The organism is Vibrio owensii, assembly GCF_002021755.1.
Lineage (GTDB): Bacteria > Pseudomonadota > Gammaproteobacteria > Enterobacterales > Vibrionaceae > Vibrio > Vibrio owensii.
Genome location: NZ_CP019960.1, coordinates 1,590,230 through 1,604,921, shown reverse-complemented (window position 1 = coordinate 1,604,921; position 14,692 = coordinate 1,590,230). Strand labels below are relative to the sequence as shown.

Below are 14,692 nucleotides of genomic sequence, written 5' to 3'. Positions count from 1 at the left end.
AAGTCGTTACTGCCTTTTGGCTTTGACGATAAGGTTAGCCAATTGTGCAAACCCAAAGCCGCCATTTTCCTCGGTCAAAAAGCTAGGTTGGTGATTCAGTTTCTCCAATAAAGGGCGAATGTTGTTTACGCCAAAGGTTGTTGGTAGCCATTCAAACATGCCTTCATCATTCAATGAATCTCCCACATAAGTGATACGTTCCAAACTCGGTAGCTCACCATTATTGAACTGCCTAATGTACGCTTCACCGCTAGTACGCTTACTGTGATTACCTACCCAAGCATTGATGTGAATCGAACTCAATGTGGCATTAACGGGGTGAGACTCCACATCCAAATTCACGATGCGATTAAGAAGCTCCATTGTCGTGGAAGGGGGAACTGGCGTTCTATCTTGCGCGATGTTCACCGCAACGTCACAGTAGCGAAAACTCTGATCTTGGCTGAACTCGACATCAGGATACTCTGCCAAAATGCCCGCAATGCTTTCTTGCAATGCGCGTTGTTCGTTGCGCATCGCTTCGGCTGGGCGAGCGAAGGTGGTGTTGAATCCTGTCGCGTCTTTTCTCATCCAAAACGCGCCATTTTCACCAATCACACCATGCAGTGACCACATTTTTGCCATTTGGTCACACCAACCGGCGCACGCACCTGTTACTGCGACCACTTTCACGCCCACGCGCTCTAGTTCGGTTAACGCAACTAATGTCTCTGGTGGCAGTTTGCCTTGCCAAGTCAACGTGTCGTCCACGTCGGTCAGCAGCCATTCGATCTGTTTCAGGTTCTCCACATTGAGATCTGATAACGGGTTAGGCATTCACCACTCCTTGTTTGTTTACTTTAGGATTGATTGCTTGGGTATTGTCACTGAGGTCTTGCAGTGACACCGCTGGAGCCAGTGTACACTCGATGCGCTTTTCTGTGTTGGCATCAAATAGATGAACATGCTTTGGTTTGATATCCAGACCAAGCTTGTCGCCAATTTGAATCGGCGTATGCCCCTCAACGCGAACAACCAGCTTTTGCGAGTCATCGCCTTCTGTGCGGCAGTAGAGCAACAAGTCAGCACCGAGCGATTCAATCAATTCGACCTCTACCTGCAACCATGGGTTATCTTGGCTGATTTGTAAATGCTCCGGACGAAGTCCCAGTTTAACTTCACCCAAATCCAAGTTTGATGTGGATGCAGGGAGCAGTGCGTCACCAATAGTAATGCCGTCAGCGCTAACATTGCCATCTAAGATGTTCATGGATGGTGAGCCAATAAAGGTCGCGACGAACAGAGAAGCAGGGTTGTCGTATATCTCTAGCGGCGTACCAACTTGTTCGACGTTGCCTTTGTTCAGCACAACAAGTTTGTCTGCCAGCGTCATTGCTTCCACTTGGTCGTGGGTAACGTAAACCGACGTGGTACCAAGGCGACGTTGCAGCTTCTTTATTTCCAAACGCATTTGAACACGCAGCTTGGCGTCTAGGTTAGACAGAGGCTCATCGAACAGAAACACCTTTGGTTCACGTACAATTGCACGCCCCATCGCGACACGCTGACGTTGCCCGCCAGAGAGCTGCCCCGGTTTGCGGTCGAGTAGGTGATCCAACTCCAGCATCTTTGCTGCTTCGTGAACCAATCGTTCGATTTCCGCTTTCGGTGTTTTTCGGTTGCGCAGACCATAAGCCATGTTGTTGTACACCGTCATGTGCGGGTACAAGGCGTAATTCTGGAATACCATGGCAATGTCGCGCTCACCCGGTTCGAGGTCGTTGACGACTGTGGTGTCGATCTTGAGCTCACCAGAGCTGATTTCTTCTAAACCTGCAATCATGCGAAGTAGGGTGGATTTACCACAGCCACTTGGGCCAACCAATACGACCATTTCGCCGTCGCAGATATCAAGATTGAGTTTTTGGATCGCCTGATAGCCGTTCGGATAACATTTAGCGATATTTGAAAGAGTTAACGTGGACATTTATTTCTCCGAATCTACCAGACCTTTAACAAAGGCTTTTTGCATTGCAATTACCACAATCACGGGTGGCAACATGGCGATAATGGTGGTGGCCATAATTTTGTTCCATTCCACAACACCATCAACCACTCCAAGCATCTGTTTAATGCCCATCACGATGGTGTAGTACTGCACGTCAGTGGTGATCAGCAGCGGCCATAGATATTGGTTCCAGCCGTAAATGAAAGTGATGACGAACAGTGCTGCGATGTTGGTGCGCGACAGGGGCAACAAGATATCGAAGAAGAACTTGATTGGTCCTGCGCCATCAATTCGTGCTGCTTCCACCAACTCATTCGGCACCGTTAAGAAGAACTGGCGGAACAAGAAAGTGGCGGTCGCACTGGCAATCAGCGGAATGGTTAAGCCATAAAATGAGTTGAGCATGTTGAGGTTCGTAATCACCTCAAACGTCGGCATGATGCGAACTTCAACGGGTAGCATCAGCGTGAAGAAGATCATCCAGAACGCCAGCATTCGTCCCGGAAAACGGAAGAACACCACTGCATAGGCAGACATGATGGAAATGCTCAACTTACCGATGGTAATGCACATCGCCATAATGAAAGAGTTCAGCAGCATGCTGCCAATCGGCAAAGTATTGTTGTTGTACTGAGTGTCGTTACTCAACAAGTCAGTAAATACACTAAAACCCAAGTCTCCAAACCAAAGTGGAGTGCCGGTAGCGAATGCACTGTTCTCATGAGTCGTTGCTACGATTGCAATCCAAACCGGAAGCGCAATCGAAATGATGCCAAGAATCAAAATGACATGGCAAAACAGATTGAAAAACGGTCTTCTTTCTACCATCAGTACGCCACCTTCTTCTCAACATACTTAAATTGAATCACGGTCAGGGAAGCAACCAAGATCATTAGGATCACCGACTGCGCGGCCGATGAGCCTAAATCCAGTCCGATAAAGCCATCGTTGTAGACTTTGTAAACCAAGGTCGAGGTGCTGTTGCTCGGACCGCCTTGTGTCATCGCGTGGATGATGGCGAACGTATCAAAGAACGCATAAACAAAGTTCACGACCAATAAGAAAAAGCTGGTTGGTGAAATCAACGGGAAGCTAATGGTGATAAAGCGTTTGATCGGACCGCTACCATCAATGGCCGCGGCTTCGTGCAAAGACCTCGGCACGGATTGAAGTGCTGCTAAGAAGAACAGGAAGTTGTAGCTGATTTGCTTCCACGTTGAGGTGATGATCACCATCCACATAGCATGAGTGCCATTGAGCGTTGGGTTCCAGTCTACGCCAAACAGGTTCAACAGTTCGGTCATCACACCGATGGTTGGATCGAATAAAAATAGCCATAACGAACCTGCGACAACCGGAGCGACCGCATAAGGCCAAATCAAGAAGGTGCGATACATGGTCGCGCCACGGATGATTTGTTCGGCGAAAGCGGAAAGAACCAGTGCGCTGACCAACGCGAGCACCGCAACGCTGATGCTAAATTGCAGCGTGGTCATTAAGGAATCTAGGTAGAGGGGATCATGGATGAGCTTTTCAAAGTTCTCCAAACCCACAAACTCACGGCTCATGCCGAAAGCATCTTCAAGTTGAGAAGATTGGAAAATGGCTTGTCCTGCCGGCCAGATGAAGAACACCAAGGTGATCACCAACTGAGGTGCGATTAGCGCAACCGGAAGCCATTTGTGTTTAAAAACAACAGGTGAGGACATACAAATACCAAAGTAAAACAGGCAAGGTGTGTGAACGAATTCCCCACCCAAGATGGGCGGGGAGAGTGCGTATCTGAGCGGTTATTTGAATAAGACTCAGCGCATATTGTTCGTTATTAATGTTCGTTACTTCTGTGTGCGCTCAAAGCGACGTAGCTGCTCGTCACCACGACGAACCGCATTGTTTAGCGCAGCTTGTGCCGTTGCTTTGCCTGCCCACACTGCTTCTAGCTCTTCGTTGATGATGTCACGAGTTTGCAGGAAGTTACCAAAGCGAATGCCTTTCGAGTTTTCTGTCGGCTCGGTTGACGTCATTTGTAGAACCGCTGTATCTGTGCCTGGGTTCTTAGCGTAGAAGCCTTGCTCTTTCGTTAGCTCGTAAGCCGCTTTAGTGATTGGTAGGTAACCCGTGAACTGGTGCCAATCTGCTTGGACTTCTGCACTAGAAAGGTAAGAGAAAAACTTCGCCACGCCTTTGTATTCCTCGCTTGAATGACCACGAAGTACCCAAAGTGATGCACCGCCGATGATGGTATTTTGTGGCTTAGCGACGATCTCTGAATCGTAAGGCAGTTGGGCTACGCCGATATCAACGTCTTTCATGTTCTCTTTAATGCCAGCCAGACCTGCCGAGGAACCCATAGTCATTGCACACTCTTGGGTGTAGAACAGTGGCATACCATCAGATTGGCGACCGCCGTACTTAAAGATGCCTTCTTTCGACCATTTGCCCATTTGGTCAATGTGACGAACAAACGCCGAATCATTGAACTTAAACTCAGTGTCTAAGCCAGCAAAGCCGTTGTTGTTATTGGCAACAGGAACGTTGTTACGCGCACCGAAGTTTTCGATTTGCGTCCATGATTGCCACGTTGTGCTGAAACCACACTTCGCACCAGATGCCAGCAGCTTACGAGAAACTTCTTCCATCTCTTTCCATGTTTTTGGTGGGTTTGCTACGCCAGCTTTTGCGAACATGTCTTTGTTGTAGTAAAGCACCGGCGTAGAGCTATTAAATGGCAGGGAAAGCATGTTGCCTTCATTGGTGGTGTAGTAACCCGTTACGGCTGCAAGGTAATCATCAGGGTTGAACGATTCTTTGGTGTCTTCCATCAATTGGTAAACAGGATAAATCGCTTTGTCTGCGCCCATCATGGTCGCCGTACCCACTTCGAATACTTGTACAATCGCTGGCTGCTCTTTTGCTCGGAACGCTGCGATAGCACTGGTCATCGTTTCTGCGTAGCTGCCTTTGTAAACCGGTTTGATCTCGTATTCTGATTGGCTTGCGTTAAAGTCTGCCGCAATTTCATTAACCTTGTTACCTAGTGCGCCGCCCATCGCGTGCCACCACTCAACCTCTGTTTTTGCTTGTGCTTGCGTGCTGATGAATGCCGCTGCAACTGCAAGTCCGGCGAGGTGTTTAATAGCCATAATGATTCCTTTTCATTGGATGATTTGAACAGGTGTTTCCTTGCGAATGTTCATTTTGATTATGAATCCGCTCCAAAAAATTCAAATGAACATTAAATGAGCCAAATGACGTTCTAGTTACAAAAAAATGAACTTATTTGAACATTAATTTCGTCACTATTTTGTAATCAAAGCGTCATTGAGGGTTGAGATAGTTCATTTGAAAACAAATGAAAAAGACGGAATAAAAAATGAAAATAACAGCACACCGTGGCTTATCCAGTTTGGCTCCAGAAAACACCTTATCGGCAATACAACGCGCCATTGAGTTTGGTTGCGAATGGATTGAAATCGACGTTCAGCTCAGTGCGGACAAAATTCCTGTTGTCATCCATGACAAAACGGTCAACCGCTGCACGAATGGTCGAGGCAAAGTCAAAGATCTGACTTGGCAGGAGCTGAGAACACTCGACGCAGGCTTGTGGTTCGGTGATGACTTCGCAGGCGAACCTATCCCTAGTTTAGAAGAGACGCTTGAGCTGACTTCAAGAGCAGGTGTGAAGCTCAATATTGAATTGAAGGTCTACTCCGGTGACGAAATCGACCTGTTGTGCGAAAAGGTTGCACAGGTGATTGAGCACTTAGGCGTAGAAGCGGACGCGATTCTGTTTTCTAGCTTTAACACAGAAGCCTTAATGATGATGAAAAACTACCTGCCAGAAGTGAGAAGAGGGCAGCTATGGCAAGAGATTCCAGATGATTCCGCCGTCGTGCTACAACACATCGATGCATACAGTGTGCATTGTGATTACCGCTTCCTGACTGAATCGCAAGCCCAGAAGATCAAGCAGTATGGCTATCAACTCTTCTGCTATACACCAAACTTTCCTCAATTAGTTGAAGCACATTGGCATTGGGGCGTGGATATGATGATTACAGATACGCCTCAACGTTATAAAGTAAAAGTGCCCTCAGCCATACGAGAACCCGCACTGAATGAATAATTTAAACGTCCGTCAACAAAGCATCATTGAACTGGTTCATCAGCAAGAATATTGCTCGATAGAAGAACTTGCCCAACGTTTCGAAGTCACGACGCAAACCATTCGTCGCGATATCAATGAACTTTGTCGACTCGGACTTACCCGACGCCATCATGGTGGTGTCGGACTGCCTGCTACTCTGAGCAATCGCAGCTATGCCTCTCGCCAAGTCACCAATCAACAGGAAAAGCAGCTCATCGCCGATGATGTGGTCAAAGCGATCCCAAACGGCACGACTTTGTTTCTAGGTATTGGTACTACGATTGCTTTGGTTGCTGAACGTCTAGCCAATCACAGTGAGTTACGTGTGGTGACCAATAACTTCGAAGCGGCGCATATTCTTTCTCACTTTGAGAACATCGAAACTTGGATTCCGGGTGGTCGTATTCGAACTAACGATCGCGACGTGGTGGATGGTTCGGCAGAGCAGTTTTACGGCCAGTTTTCCGCAGACATCGGAATTATTGGTTGTGCAGGTATCACCGAAATCGCGCAGCCTCATTCAGAGATGGTCAATTTTGGTCGCACAGAAGTTGATACTCAGTTGTTCGCGATGGAACATGAATTGAGAGAGGCCAAGGTCAGCCAAGCAATATTAGCCAATTCCGAACAAAAGTGGCTGGTGGCGAATAAAAGTAAATGGCAGCGAAGAGCCAACACTAAGGTGGCGCCACTCAATTATTTCGACCGCGTTTTCAGTAACTAAGCTGTTACTTACCGAGTTTGTCTAACTCGCAGGAAAATCCGTTATTGATTCGACCTGCGTGATGCTTTTTCATCGCGATTCGCTATGCTTAGATGATTGGAAATAAAGAGGTCCTGCCATGTTTGAATCGGATAAAACCAAAGTCAGAAACTTGCTTGTTGCGACACGTTTTGGTGTCTCTGCCTCTGAAATGCCAACCATTATTGGGGTGAAGCAAGATAAAGCGCTCAAGCTGATTAATGAGCTGAAGCAAGAAGGGGAAGACATTCACTCGTTAGGGGAAGGGAACAACCCAGAAGAGTTGGTGCTGTATTCGATTGGTGAAATAGAGCCTTAATTGAGCCAACAAGAACAAAAAAAAGCCGCCCATCGTTGGCGGCTTTTTAGATCGTTCATTCAAACTACTCGTGAATCGGCACAACCAGAATATCTACCGGAGACTTGTTGATCAGATGTCTTGAGTAAGAAATGATCTTGCTCCAGAAGTCTTGGTGGTGGCCACAAATAAGCAGATCAACTTCTTGCTCTTTGATGGTCACTTCCAGTTTGTCCGCCAAATCACCCGTGCCAACGAAGAAGTGCTTCAATGGTTGCTCCATGTAATCGCTAAAGGACTTCAAGCACTCCATTGAATGTTCATTCAACGGTCTTTGGTCTGGGTTTGCTTTAATATCGACAAGCTCACGATAAATTTCGCCATGAGTACCATCGATATGAATAAAAGAAATCTCGGCACCGAGATAACTCGCCATAGATACCGCTCGGTCAATCAACACAGTACTCTCATCAGACAGTTCCAGTGCGACTAGGATATGTTTGTATTTCATAACCACGCCCTCTTGTGGAATACACTACCAATAGCATAGTACGCCTTTAACAAAAAATGTGTTGATAAGATCCCGAAATCGCTCAAAGTTTTGGCAAATTATCACCAGCCTAAGAGCGACAGGAGACAGAGGGGAGGACGAAAAAAGAGCCGGTACTAGTACCAGCTCAATTCAATCTCTAATGGCATGTCACAGCGTATTCTTTCTCCACACATCTCATCGGATGCGTTGAGGTGAACCAGTTTTGCAGAGGAGTATCCTTCTCCTCGAAAGTGGTCTCTTGCCTCGCAGAGGCTGGCAAATTTGAGCGGGCTTTTGTGCTCGTTCAATATCAGTGACTTCGTATGGTTTTCCACATTGTAAGCGAGGTAGATACCACCCTCGACCGATTCAATCAAAAGATTCATAGCCGTTTCCCATTGGTGTTTTCACTCTTTGGCTATTACGGCGAGCGATGGATTTTAGTTCACTTCTGATGCTCGATTGCCGCCAACAAGAACTCAGTCACTTCTTGCACGTGCTCCGTAATCTCAGCTTGCGTTGGCTTTTCCATTCCCATTAAAACGCCAGAGCGAATCGACAGTAGCATACCTGTCCAAAGGCGAATCTGTGTTTCCGGCTCCTTGATATCGAAACGATCTTGGAAGAACTGAGTGAGCTTGGCATCGGTATCGTCCGGACCGACTTCGCGGAAGATCGTCGTGATCTCAGGCGCTTTGGCGCTTTCTGCAATCAATAAACGGAAAGTCGCCAAGTGCTCATTAGAAAGGTGGAAAGAAACGAAGTGTTCACCAAATGAGTTCAACGCTTCTCGCAGGTCATCCTCTTGTAGGTGATTAATGAAGCCACCATCCATGTTTTCACCTATCTGGCGCAATGTTGCTTCAAATAGCGCTGCTTTAGATGGAAAGTAGCGATACACGGTTTGCTTTGTCATGCCTGCTTGGGCGGAGATTTTATCCATGTTCGCTAACACATATCCCTCGGACAAAAAGTTCTCTTTCGCGGCTTCTAAAATAGCTCGGCGTTTCTTCTCTCGGTTTTGCTCGATCTTGCTCATGCTCAGATTCTCTTGATTTGATAATCATACTATACGGTATGATTTTTGTTGACACAACTCCGAAATTATAAAATCATACTCGCGAGTATGATTTCTTTTTTGAGGACAAAGACGATGACGACGGCATTAATGAATAACCTAAACGCCAAAGGCGCACGCTTTGCCGGGGTGATGATCACCTTGGTTGGTGCACTGCTGATGAGCCTAGACCCAATTTTTATTCGCTTCTCGGGCGTGAGTGGTGTGGATACCGCATTTCTATTTGGCTTGTTTACCGCGATTTCGATGCCAATATTTATCCAACTTCGCGATGAGCGCGGTCTGGTTCGAGCGGTGAAAGAGAGCGGCTGGCATGTCTTGTTGTCTGGCTTATTGATGCTCGGCAGTGCTGCTGGTTTGGTGATGAGCATTAAGCTCACCACGGTTGCGAATACCTTTGTGATTCTGAGCGCAGCACCAGCTTTGGCTGCATTATTTAGCTGGTGGTTTTTGGGTGAAGTGACCCAGCGTTCGACGTGGATTGCGATTGTTGCTGTGATGGTGGGTATTGCGATTGTGGTCTCTGGCTCTTTTAAATCGGGTAACTGGATTGGCGATGGTTTAGCAGTGTTTGCCGTGGTGTGTTTGTCGCTCAACCAGGTGCAACTGCGTAAGCATCAACACGTAAGCCGCATGGCAAGTGTTGGCTTTGGTGGACTGTTTTTAGCGATGGCAATGCTGTTTTGGGCTGCTCCTTCAACTTACAGCGCGAACACTTGGCTGATTATGGGCTTGATGGGGCTGTTTACTGCGCCGTTTGGGCGTGTGCTTTCACAAGTCGCGACCCGTTACATCACGGCGCCTGAAGTTGGCATGATTCTGATGATCGAAACCGTGCTAGCACCACTTTGGGCATTAATCTTCTTTGATGAAATCCCAGCAATGGCAAGCATTCTTGGTGGTTCAATCATCTTGGTCACCATTTCCATTTACGCTTTTTCAGCGATGAAGTCAGAACAAAAATAGAGGTTGATATGAACACAATTCAAACCCTACAACTTGAGTTTATTGGGCAAATTCGTACGCCATATACTGAGGTTTCTCAGTGCCCAAATAACATTCAGTCACAAGATGGACCTGTGTGTGAAATTCAACTTAAATCTCAGTATCACCAAGGGCTCGTAGGACTTGAAGTTGGGCAGAAAATACTGGTTCTGTATTGGCTTTCTGGTGCGAACCGCCAACCTGAAATGATGCAAGGAAAGAAGGGCACATTTGCTTTACGTTCACCGCACAGACCAAACCCTATTGGCGCAGCGGTCTTACCGATTGAGTCTATCGACGAGGGAGCAATTAAAGTGCGTGGTTTGGACTGCTTGGATGGCACGCCTTTGGTTGATATCAAACCTGCGATTTACTTTGAAGCATAGTCCTAGGTTTGTGCCTTTGTAAGCTAAGGCACCCAAACGAGCTCTCGGTCTGAAAGCGGCTTGTGACAGAAGTCGCTTGCTTTTTATACAAGAAAACCTTTAGACTTTGCCCATCACTTCTTTAGGAGATTACGCCAACATGAACAACTAAACCTGTCATCCAACTCTCATTTTATTTTTTGGATTTACAGGGTTAGTAGGCGTAGCTCACTTTCCGATATTTCTTTGCAGTTACCATTTTTCTGTTTGAAGCGCTTCTATGGGCGTATGTATTTGCATCGATCTCATCTCTAGATTTATCTCAAGCTACGGCTGTTGTCCCTGTCATACAGGAGGCAAATTATGCCAGTCTTACAGGCTTACAACATCAGTCATCAATTTGGTAATGGCGAAATGCTGTTTCAGCAAATCTCATGTTATATGACCAAACGTCGTGTTGGGTTAGTCGGACGCAACGGTGTCGGAAAATCAGTGTTTGCATCGATACTCGGCGGTGAGCAAACCCCAACCAGCGGTACAGTAACTTTACCAAGGTCCTTTGCGGTGTATCGCCAGCAACCATCTCACTTGTTGGCGGGAGAGCTTTCGATTGCCCAATTTTTATCAAAGGACAACGTGCTAAGTGCGCTCAAGCAGATCGAAATGGGCGATTGCTCAGAGCATTTGTTTGAGGTGGTGGGTGAACAATGGGATTTGCCTATCCAACTTGCTAAGCAGTTAGAAACCATGGGTTTGCCACCACAGCCAGACTTCCCTTGCTCGCAATTGAGTGGCGGACAGTTAGCACGTTTGCAACTGTGGCAGTTGTTCGACAGCGAAGTGGAATTGCTGATCCTTGATGAACCGTCGAACCATCTTGATACACATGCCAAGCAGTGGTTGATTCATTCGATGCGCAATTTCTCAGGAGCGATTCTGCTCATTAGTCATGACAGAGAATTACTTCGCGAGATGGAGGAAATCTGGGAACTGTCCGGACTAGGCTTGCAAGTGTTTGGCGGTAATTACGACGTGTATGCTGAGCAAAAGCGCACCGAACTACAAGCTGTGGAACGCCAATTAGCTGCTGTCGATAAACAAAAAAAGCAATTGGAAGAGCAAGCTCAGCGCAATCGTGAGAAAGCAGAACAAAGAGCGGCTCAAGGTAACAAGCTGAGAAAGGATGGCAGTCAGCCGAAAATTTTACTGGATGGTATGAAGGATAAAGCCACAGCCCGAGCAGCTAGTCGTAATAAAAACGAGCAATTTCGCCAAGCGCATCTGCAAGAGAAAGAGCAAAGCTTGCGAGTGCGCAAAGAGCAAATCAAAGGGCAAAAACTGTATTTGGCAGACAGTCAAAGTCGTTCGCGAAAAGTCGTGTCGCTTTTAGAAGGCGTGCTGCCATTTGGGGCGGCTCAACCCATCACTGCGCAAGTTTATGCGGATGATAAATTGCATTTGTTGGGCAAAAACGGATGCGGTAAATCGACCTTACTGAAAACCCTCTTGGGGGAGTTCTCATTGCAAAGTGGTGAGCTACAAATCAATACGCCGCTTTATTATCTCGACCAGCACTTCGGTGCGATACAGCCTGAACTCTCCATGTTGGAAAACCTAATGCAGCATTGTGAGGGGATGAAAGAAAGCGATGCCAGAACATTACTAGCAGGCATTGGCTTTCGCCGAGACAGTGTGTTTCGTTTGGGCAGCGTATTGAGTGGTGGCGAGAAAATGAAACTTGCAATGTTGATTGTCAGTCATCAACCAACGCAGCCTTTGTTGCTCTTGGATGAGCCGGATAATCACCTCGATTTGGATTCGAAAATCATGCTTGCTCAAGCACTAAGCGCGTATCGAGGTGGCTTTATTCTTATCAGTCACGACCAAGATTTCGCCGCGGATTCGGGTGTGTCTCGAAGCATTGAACTGAGCTAACAAGCTCTTGTCTATAACTCCACATTGAGGGGAATCACCGAAGCTAAGCGGCTAGTTTGGCTTTGGTGACTTTAAAACCTTCACCAAGCAATTTTCTCAAAGCTATTAGAATCATTACTTCGATATGGGTAAGATGCTTGATGCATTACACAAAACAAAAACAGAAAAGGAAGTCTATGAAAAAGAAAACCTTAGCACTGGTGACCGCGTTTGCGATGACGGGCGTATTACCGGGAGCTTATGCCGAAGACTCAACAAAGGAGTTGGTTGAACACGTACACAAAATGGCGGTGAAGTACCCAACGACAAAGAAAGTCGATGTGGTGGATGAGTATTTTGGTACCAAAGTTAGTGACCCATACCGCTGGTTAGAAGACGACCGCAGTAAAGAAACCGCAGATTGGGTGAAAGCGCAGAACCAAGTCACGTTCGATTACTTGGCGCAAATTCCTTATCGTCACCAGATCGAAGAACGCTTAACTAAGTTGATGGATTACGAGAAGTTAGGGCGACCATTCAAGGAAGGTAAATACACCTATTTCTACAAGAACGACGGTTTGCAAAATCAAGATGTGCTTTATCGCCAACTTGATGATGGCAAGCCAGAAGTTTTCCTCGACCCAAATACCTTTAGCGAAGATGGCACGACCTCATTGGCGAATGTGAGCTTCACCAAAGATGGTTCTTTAGTCGCTTACAGCATTTCAGAAGGCGGTAGCGATTGGCGCAAAGTGGTTGTGCTTGATGTAGAAACCAAAAAGCCTGTCGGTGAGACGTTAGTGGATATTAAGTTCAGCGGCGTAAACTGGCTGGGAAACAAAGGTTTCTACTACTCAAGTTACGACAAGCCAGAAGGCAGCGAGCTTTCGGCCAAAACCGACCAACACAAGCTTTACTACCATGAGCTAGGCACTAAGCAGAGTGAAGACAAGCTTATCTTCGGTGGTACGGAGGCTGAGAAGCACCGATACGTTCGTGGTTACACTTCCGACGACCAACGTTACCTGTTTATTTCGGCAAGTACTTCAACGTCTGGCAATAAACTGTTCTTCAAAGATTTGACCAAGCCAGACAGTCCGCTGCAAACTATTTTGGATGACACCAATTCTGATACTTGGGTGATTGATAGCAAAGGCACCAAGCTGTATTTGGTCACCAACTTAGATGCACCAAACAAACGCGTGGTGACGGTGGATGCGAGCAACCCTGAGCCGAAGAATTGGAAAGATTTAATTCCTGAAACTGACAACGTGCTTAGCCCATCAACCGCGGGCGGTTACCTGTTTGCCAGCTACATTGTTGATGCCCTTTCGATGGTCAAACAATACGACATGGACGGCAAGTTCATTCGCGAAATCAAGCTGCCAGACATCGGCAGTGCTTACGGCTTTTGGGGTAAGAAAGAAGACGCTGAAGTCTACTATTCTTTCACCAACTACAAGACGCCAAGCACGACCTATCGCCTAGACATCAATGAGGGTGACAGCGAGGTTTACCACAAATCGAACGCACCATTCGATCCGGCACAATTTGAATCTCGTCAGGTGTTCTACAAATCGAAAGATGGCACCAAGATTCCAATGATCATCACCTACAAAAAAGGCACGCCGATGGACGGCAGTGCGCCAACGATCTTGTATGGTTATGGTGGTTTCAATATCAGCCTAACACCTTACTTCAGCCCAAGCCGAGCGGCATGGTTGGAAATGGGTGGTATCTATGCTGTCGCGAACATTCGTGGTGGTGGTGAATACGGTAAAGAGTGGCACAACGCCGGCACCAAATTAGAGAAGCAAAACTCGTTTGATGACTTTATTGCCGGAGCTGAGTTCCTTATCGATAAAGACTACACCTCGTCAGACAAGCTCGCGATTAACGGTGGCTCGAACGGCGGCTTGCTTGTTGGTGCAGTGATGACGCAGCGCCCAGAGCTGTTCAAAGTGGCACTGCCAGCGGTGGGTGTATTGGATATGCTTCGCTACCACACCTTTACGGCAGGAGCGGGCTGGGCTTATGACTACGGTACAGCAGAGCAAAGTAAAGAGATGTTTGATTACCTCAAAGGATACTCGCCAGTTCATAACGTAAAAGCCGGCGTAAAGTACCCGGCAACTATGGTAACAACGGGTGACCACGATGACCGTGTGGTGCCGGCGCACTCATACAAATTTGCGGCTGAGCTACAGTCTAAGCAAGCAGGTACAAACCCAACTTTGATTCGAATCGAAACCAACGCAGGTCACGGTGCAGGCACACCGACTAGCAAGGTTATCGAGAAAACCGCTGATGTTTACAGCTTTACTTTATTCAATATGGGCGTTGAAAAGCTGTAAGCGAGAGGGCGGATTAACCGAAGAGCTTAAGCTTATTTACATTGGAATCAAAACGCAGTCTTCGGGCTGCGTTTTTTGTTTTAGGGAGAACAGAAAAATATGCGATGCCAACGTAGTTCACATAAATGATATTGAAGAATTTCCAATAAGTGGAAGTATCGAACGCCAAGACGAAATAACATTTTTTTAATGAAAATACTCTACAGTTGTAGAATATATGTTTAAGCCAACATGACTTATTTATTGGTGAAATCGCTGAAAAAGTATATAGATAAACGTCTAGGTGGTTCC

Annotated in this window: 15 protein-coding genes; 7 read left to right on the top strand and 8 right to left on the bottom strand. The window is 46.8% G+C overall.

The window, feature by feature from the left end; genetic code table 11:
- Positions 1–6: 6 nt before the first annotated feature.
- From A9237_RS23625 to ugpB, 5 genes are all read right to left on the bottom strand, one after another.
- On the bottom strand, positions 7–816 hold the full coding sequence (locus A9237_RS23625) for an HAD-IIB family hydrolase (RefSeq protein ID WP_078609849.1): 810 nt from the start codon (positions 814–816) through the stop codon (positions 7–9).
- Positions 809–1,966, bottom strand: a complete 1,158-nt coding sequence (locus A9237_RS23620; RefSeq protein WP_078609848.1) for a sn-glycerol-3-phosphate import ATP-binding protein UgpC — start codon at positions 1,964–1,966, stop codon at positions 809–811. Before A9237_RS23620 ends, A9237_RS23625 begins: the two co-directional genes overlap by 8 nt.
- Positions 1,967–2,815, bottom strand: a complete 849-nt coding sequence (gene ugpE, locus A9237_RS23615) for a sn-glycerol-3-phosphate ABC transporter permease UgpE (protein ID WP_005439065.1) — start codon at positions 2,813–2,815, stop codon at positions 1,967–1,969.
- A complete protein-coding gene (gene ugpA, locus A9237_RS23610) occupies positions 2,815–3,696 on the bottom strand; it encodes a sn-glycerol-3-phosphate ABC transporter permease UgpA (protein ID WP_078609847.1) in 882 nt (293 codons plus the stop codon). Before ugpA ends, ugpE begins: the two co-directional genes overlap by 1 nt.
- A gap of 126 nt (positions 3,697–3,822) precedes the next feature.
- A complete protein-coding gene (ugpB, locus tag A9237_RS23605; RefSeq protein WP_038895557.1) occupies positions 3,823–5,130 on the bottom strand; it encodes a sn-glycerol-3-phosphate ABC transporter substrate-binding protein UgpB in 1,308 nt (435 codons plus the stop codon).
- A 230-nt stretch (positions 5,131–5,360) separates the two neighbouring features.
- Between ugpB and A9237_RS23600 the strand changes: the two genes are divergently transcribed.
- The 3 genes from A9237_RS23600 (at position 5,361) to A9237_RS23590 (ending at position 7,195) form a co-directional block, all read left to right on the top strand.
- Positions 5,361–6,113, top strand: a complete 753-nt coding sequence (locus A9237_RS23600; RefSeq protein ID WP_078609846.1) for a glycerophosphoryl diester phosphodiesterase — start codon at positions 5,361–5,363, stop codon at positions 6,111–6,113.
- Positions 6,106–6,858, top strand: a complete 753-nt coding sequence (locus A9237_RS23595; RefSeq protein ID WP_078609845.1) for a DeoR/GlpR family DNA-binding transcription regulator — start codon at positions 6,106–6,108, stop codon at positions 6,856–6,858. The genes A9237_RS23600 and A9237_RS23595 overlap by 8 nt, the downstream gene beginning before the upstream one ends.
- A 118-nt stretch (positions 6,859–6,976) precedes the next feature.
- Positions 6,977–7,195, top strand: a complete 219-nt coding sequence (locus tag A9237_RS23590) for a hypothetical protein (protein ID WP_005439057.1) — start codon at positions 6,977–6,979, stop codon at positions 7,193–7,195.
- Between the two features lie 64 nt (positions 7,196–7,259).
- Here the strand turns inward: A9237_RS23590 and A9237_RS23585 are convergent, their stop codons facing one another.
- The 3 genes from A9237_RS23585 to A9237_RS23575 all read right to left on the bottom strand — a co-directional run bounded on the left by A9237_RS23585 (position 7,260) and on the right by A9237_RS23575 (position 8,745).
- A complete protein-coding gene (locus A9237_RS23585; protein ID WP_005439056.1) occupies positions 7,260–7,685 on the bottom strand; it encodes a universal stress protein in 426 nt (141 codons plus the stop codon).
- Between the two features lie 155 nt (positions 7,686–7,840).
- Complete coding sequence (locus tag A9237_RS23580; protein WP_033005935.1) at positions 7,841–8,092, bottom strand: DUF6482 family protein; 252 nt, start codon at positions 8,090–8,092, stop codon at positions 7,841–7,843.
- Between the two features lie 59 nt (positions 8,093–8,151).
- A complete protein-coding gene (locus A9237_RS23575) occupies positions 8,152–8,745 on the bottom strand; it encodes a TetR/AcrR family transcriptional regulator (protein ID WP_078609844.1) in 594 nt (197 codons plus the stop codon).
- A gap of 114 nt (positions 8,746–8,859) precedes the next feature.
- Here A9237_RS23575 and A9237_RS23570 point away from each other — a divergent pair, with 114 nt between their 5' ends.
- The 4 genes from A9237_RS23570 to A9237_RS23555 all read left to right on the top strand — a co-directional run bounded on the left by A9237_RS23570 (position 8,860) and on the right by A9237_RS23555 (position 14,401).
- Positions 8,860–9,750, top strand: coding sequence for a DMT family transporter (locus tag A9237_RS23570; protein WP_078609843.1), 891 nt, complete (start codon positions 8,860–8,862; stop codon positions 9,748–9,750).
- 8 nt (positions 9,751–9,758) lie between these two features.
- The gene (gene tsaA, locus A9237_RS23565) at positions 9,759–10,154 is read left to right on the top strand and encodes a tRNA (N6-threonylcarbamoyladenosine(37)-N6)-methyltransferase TrmO (RefSeq protein ID WP_078609842.1); all 396 of its coding nucleotides are present in this window, start codon (positions 9,759–9,761) and stop codon (positions 10,152–10,154) included.
- Positions 10,155–10,496: 342 nt separating this feature from the next.
- Positions 10,497–12,068 (top strand): ABC-F family ATP-binding cassette domain-containing protein, encoded by a 1,572-nt coding sequence (locus A9237_RS23560; protein WP_078609841.1) that lies wholly within the window; start codon positions 10,497–10,499, stop codon positions 12,066–12,068.
- 176 nt (positions 12,069–12,244) lie between these two features.
- Positions 12,245–14,401: a prolyl oligopeptidase family serine peptidase gene (locus A9237_RS23555; RefSeq protein ID WP_078609840.1), complete on the top strand. Its 2,157-nt coding sequence runs from the start codon at positions 12,245–12,247 to the stop codon at positions 14,399–14,401.
- Positions 14,402–14,692 lie beyond the last annotated feature (291 nt).

Bases quoted from the DNA above. Each gene is read 5' to 3' on its own strand.
- ugpE (WP_005439065.1), bottom strand. From the start codon at position 2,815: ATGGTAGAAAGAAGACCGTTTTTCAATCTGTTTTGCCATGTCATTTTG.
- A9237_RS23625 (WP_078609849.1), bottom strand. From the start codon at position 816: ATGCCTAACCCGTTATCAGATCTCAATGTGGAGAACCTGAAACAGATC.
- A9237_RS23595 (WP_078609845.1), top strand. From the start codon at position 6,106: ATGAATAATTTAAACGTCCGTCAACAAAGCATCATTGAACTGGTTCAT.
- A9237_RS23585 (WP_005439056.1), bottom strand. From the start codon at position 7,685: ATGAAATACAAACATATCCTAGTCGCACTGGAACTGTCTGATGAGAGT.
- A9237_RS23620 (WP_078609848.1), bottom strand. From the start codon at position 1,966: ATGTCCACGTTAACTCTTTCAAATATCGCTAAATGTTATCCGAACGGC.
- A9237_RS23555 (WP_078609840.1), top strand. From the start codon at position 12,245: ATGAAAAAGAAAACCTTAGCACTGGTGACCGCGTTTGCGATGACGGGC.
- A9237_RS23560 (WP_078609841.1), top strand. From the start codon at position 10,497: ATGCCAGTCTTACAGGCTTACAACATCAGTCATCAATTTGGTAATGGC.
- tsaA (WP_078609842.1), top strand. From the start codon at position 9,759: ATGAACACAATTCAAACCCTACAACTTGAGTTTATTGGGCAAATTCGT.
- A9237_RS23570 (WP_078609843.1), top strand. From the start codon at position 8,860: ATGACGACGGCATTAATGAATAACCTAAACGCCAAAGGCGCACGCTTT.
- A9237_RS23590 (WP_005439057.1), top strand. From the start codon at position 6,977: ATGTTTGAATCGGATAAAACCAAAGTCAGAAACTTGCTTGTTGCGACA.
- A9237_RS23600 (WP_078609846.1), top strand. From the start codon at position 5,361: ATGAAAATAACAGCACACCGTGGCTTATCCAGTTTGGCTCCAGAAAAC.
- ugpA (WP_078609847.1), bottom strand. From the start codon at position 3,696: ATGTCCTCACCTGTTGTTTTTAAACACAAATGGCTTCCGGTTGCGCTA.
- A9237_RS23580 (WP_033005935.1), bottom strand. From the start codon at position 8,092: ATGAATCTTTTGATTGAATCGGTCGAGGGTGGTATCTACCTCGCTTAC.
- A9237_RS23575 (WP_078609844.1), bottom strand. From the start codon at position 8,745: ATGAGCAAGATCGAGCAAAACCGAGAGAAGAAACGCCGAGCTATTTTA.
- ugpB (WP_038895557.1), bottom strand. From the start codon at position 5,130: ATGGCTATTAAACACCTCGCCGGACTTGCAGTTGCAGCGGCATTCATC.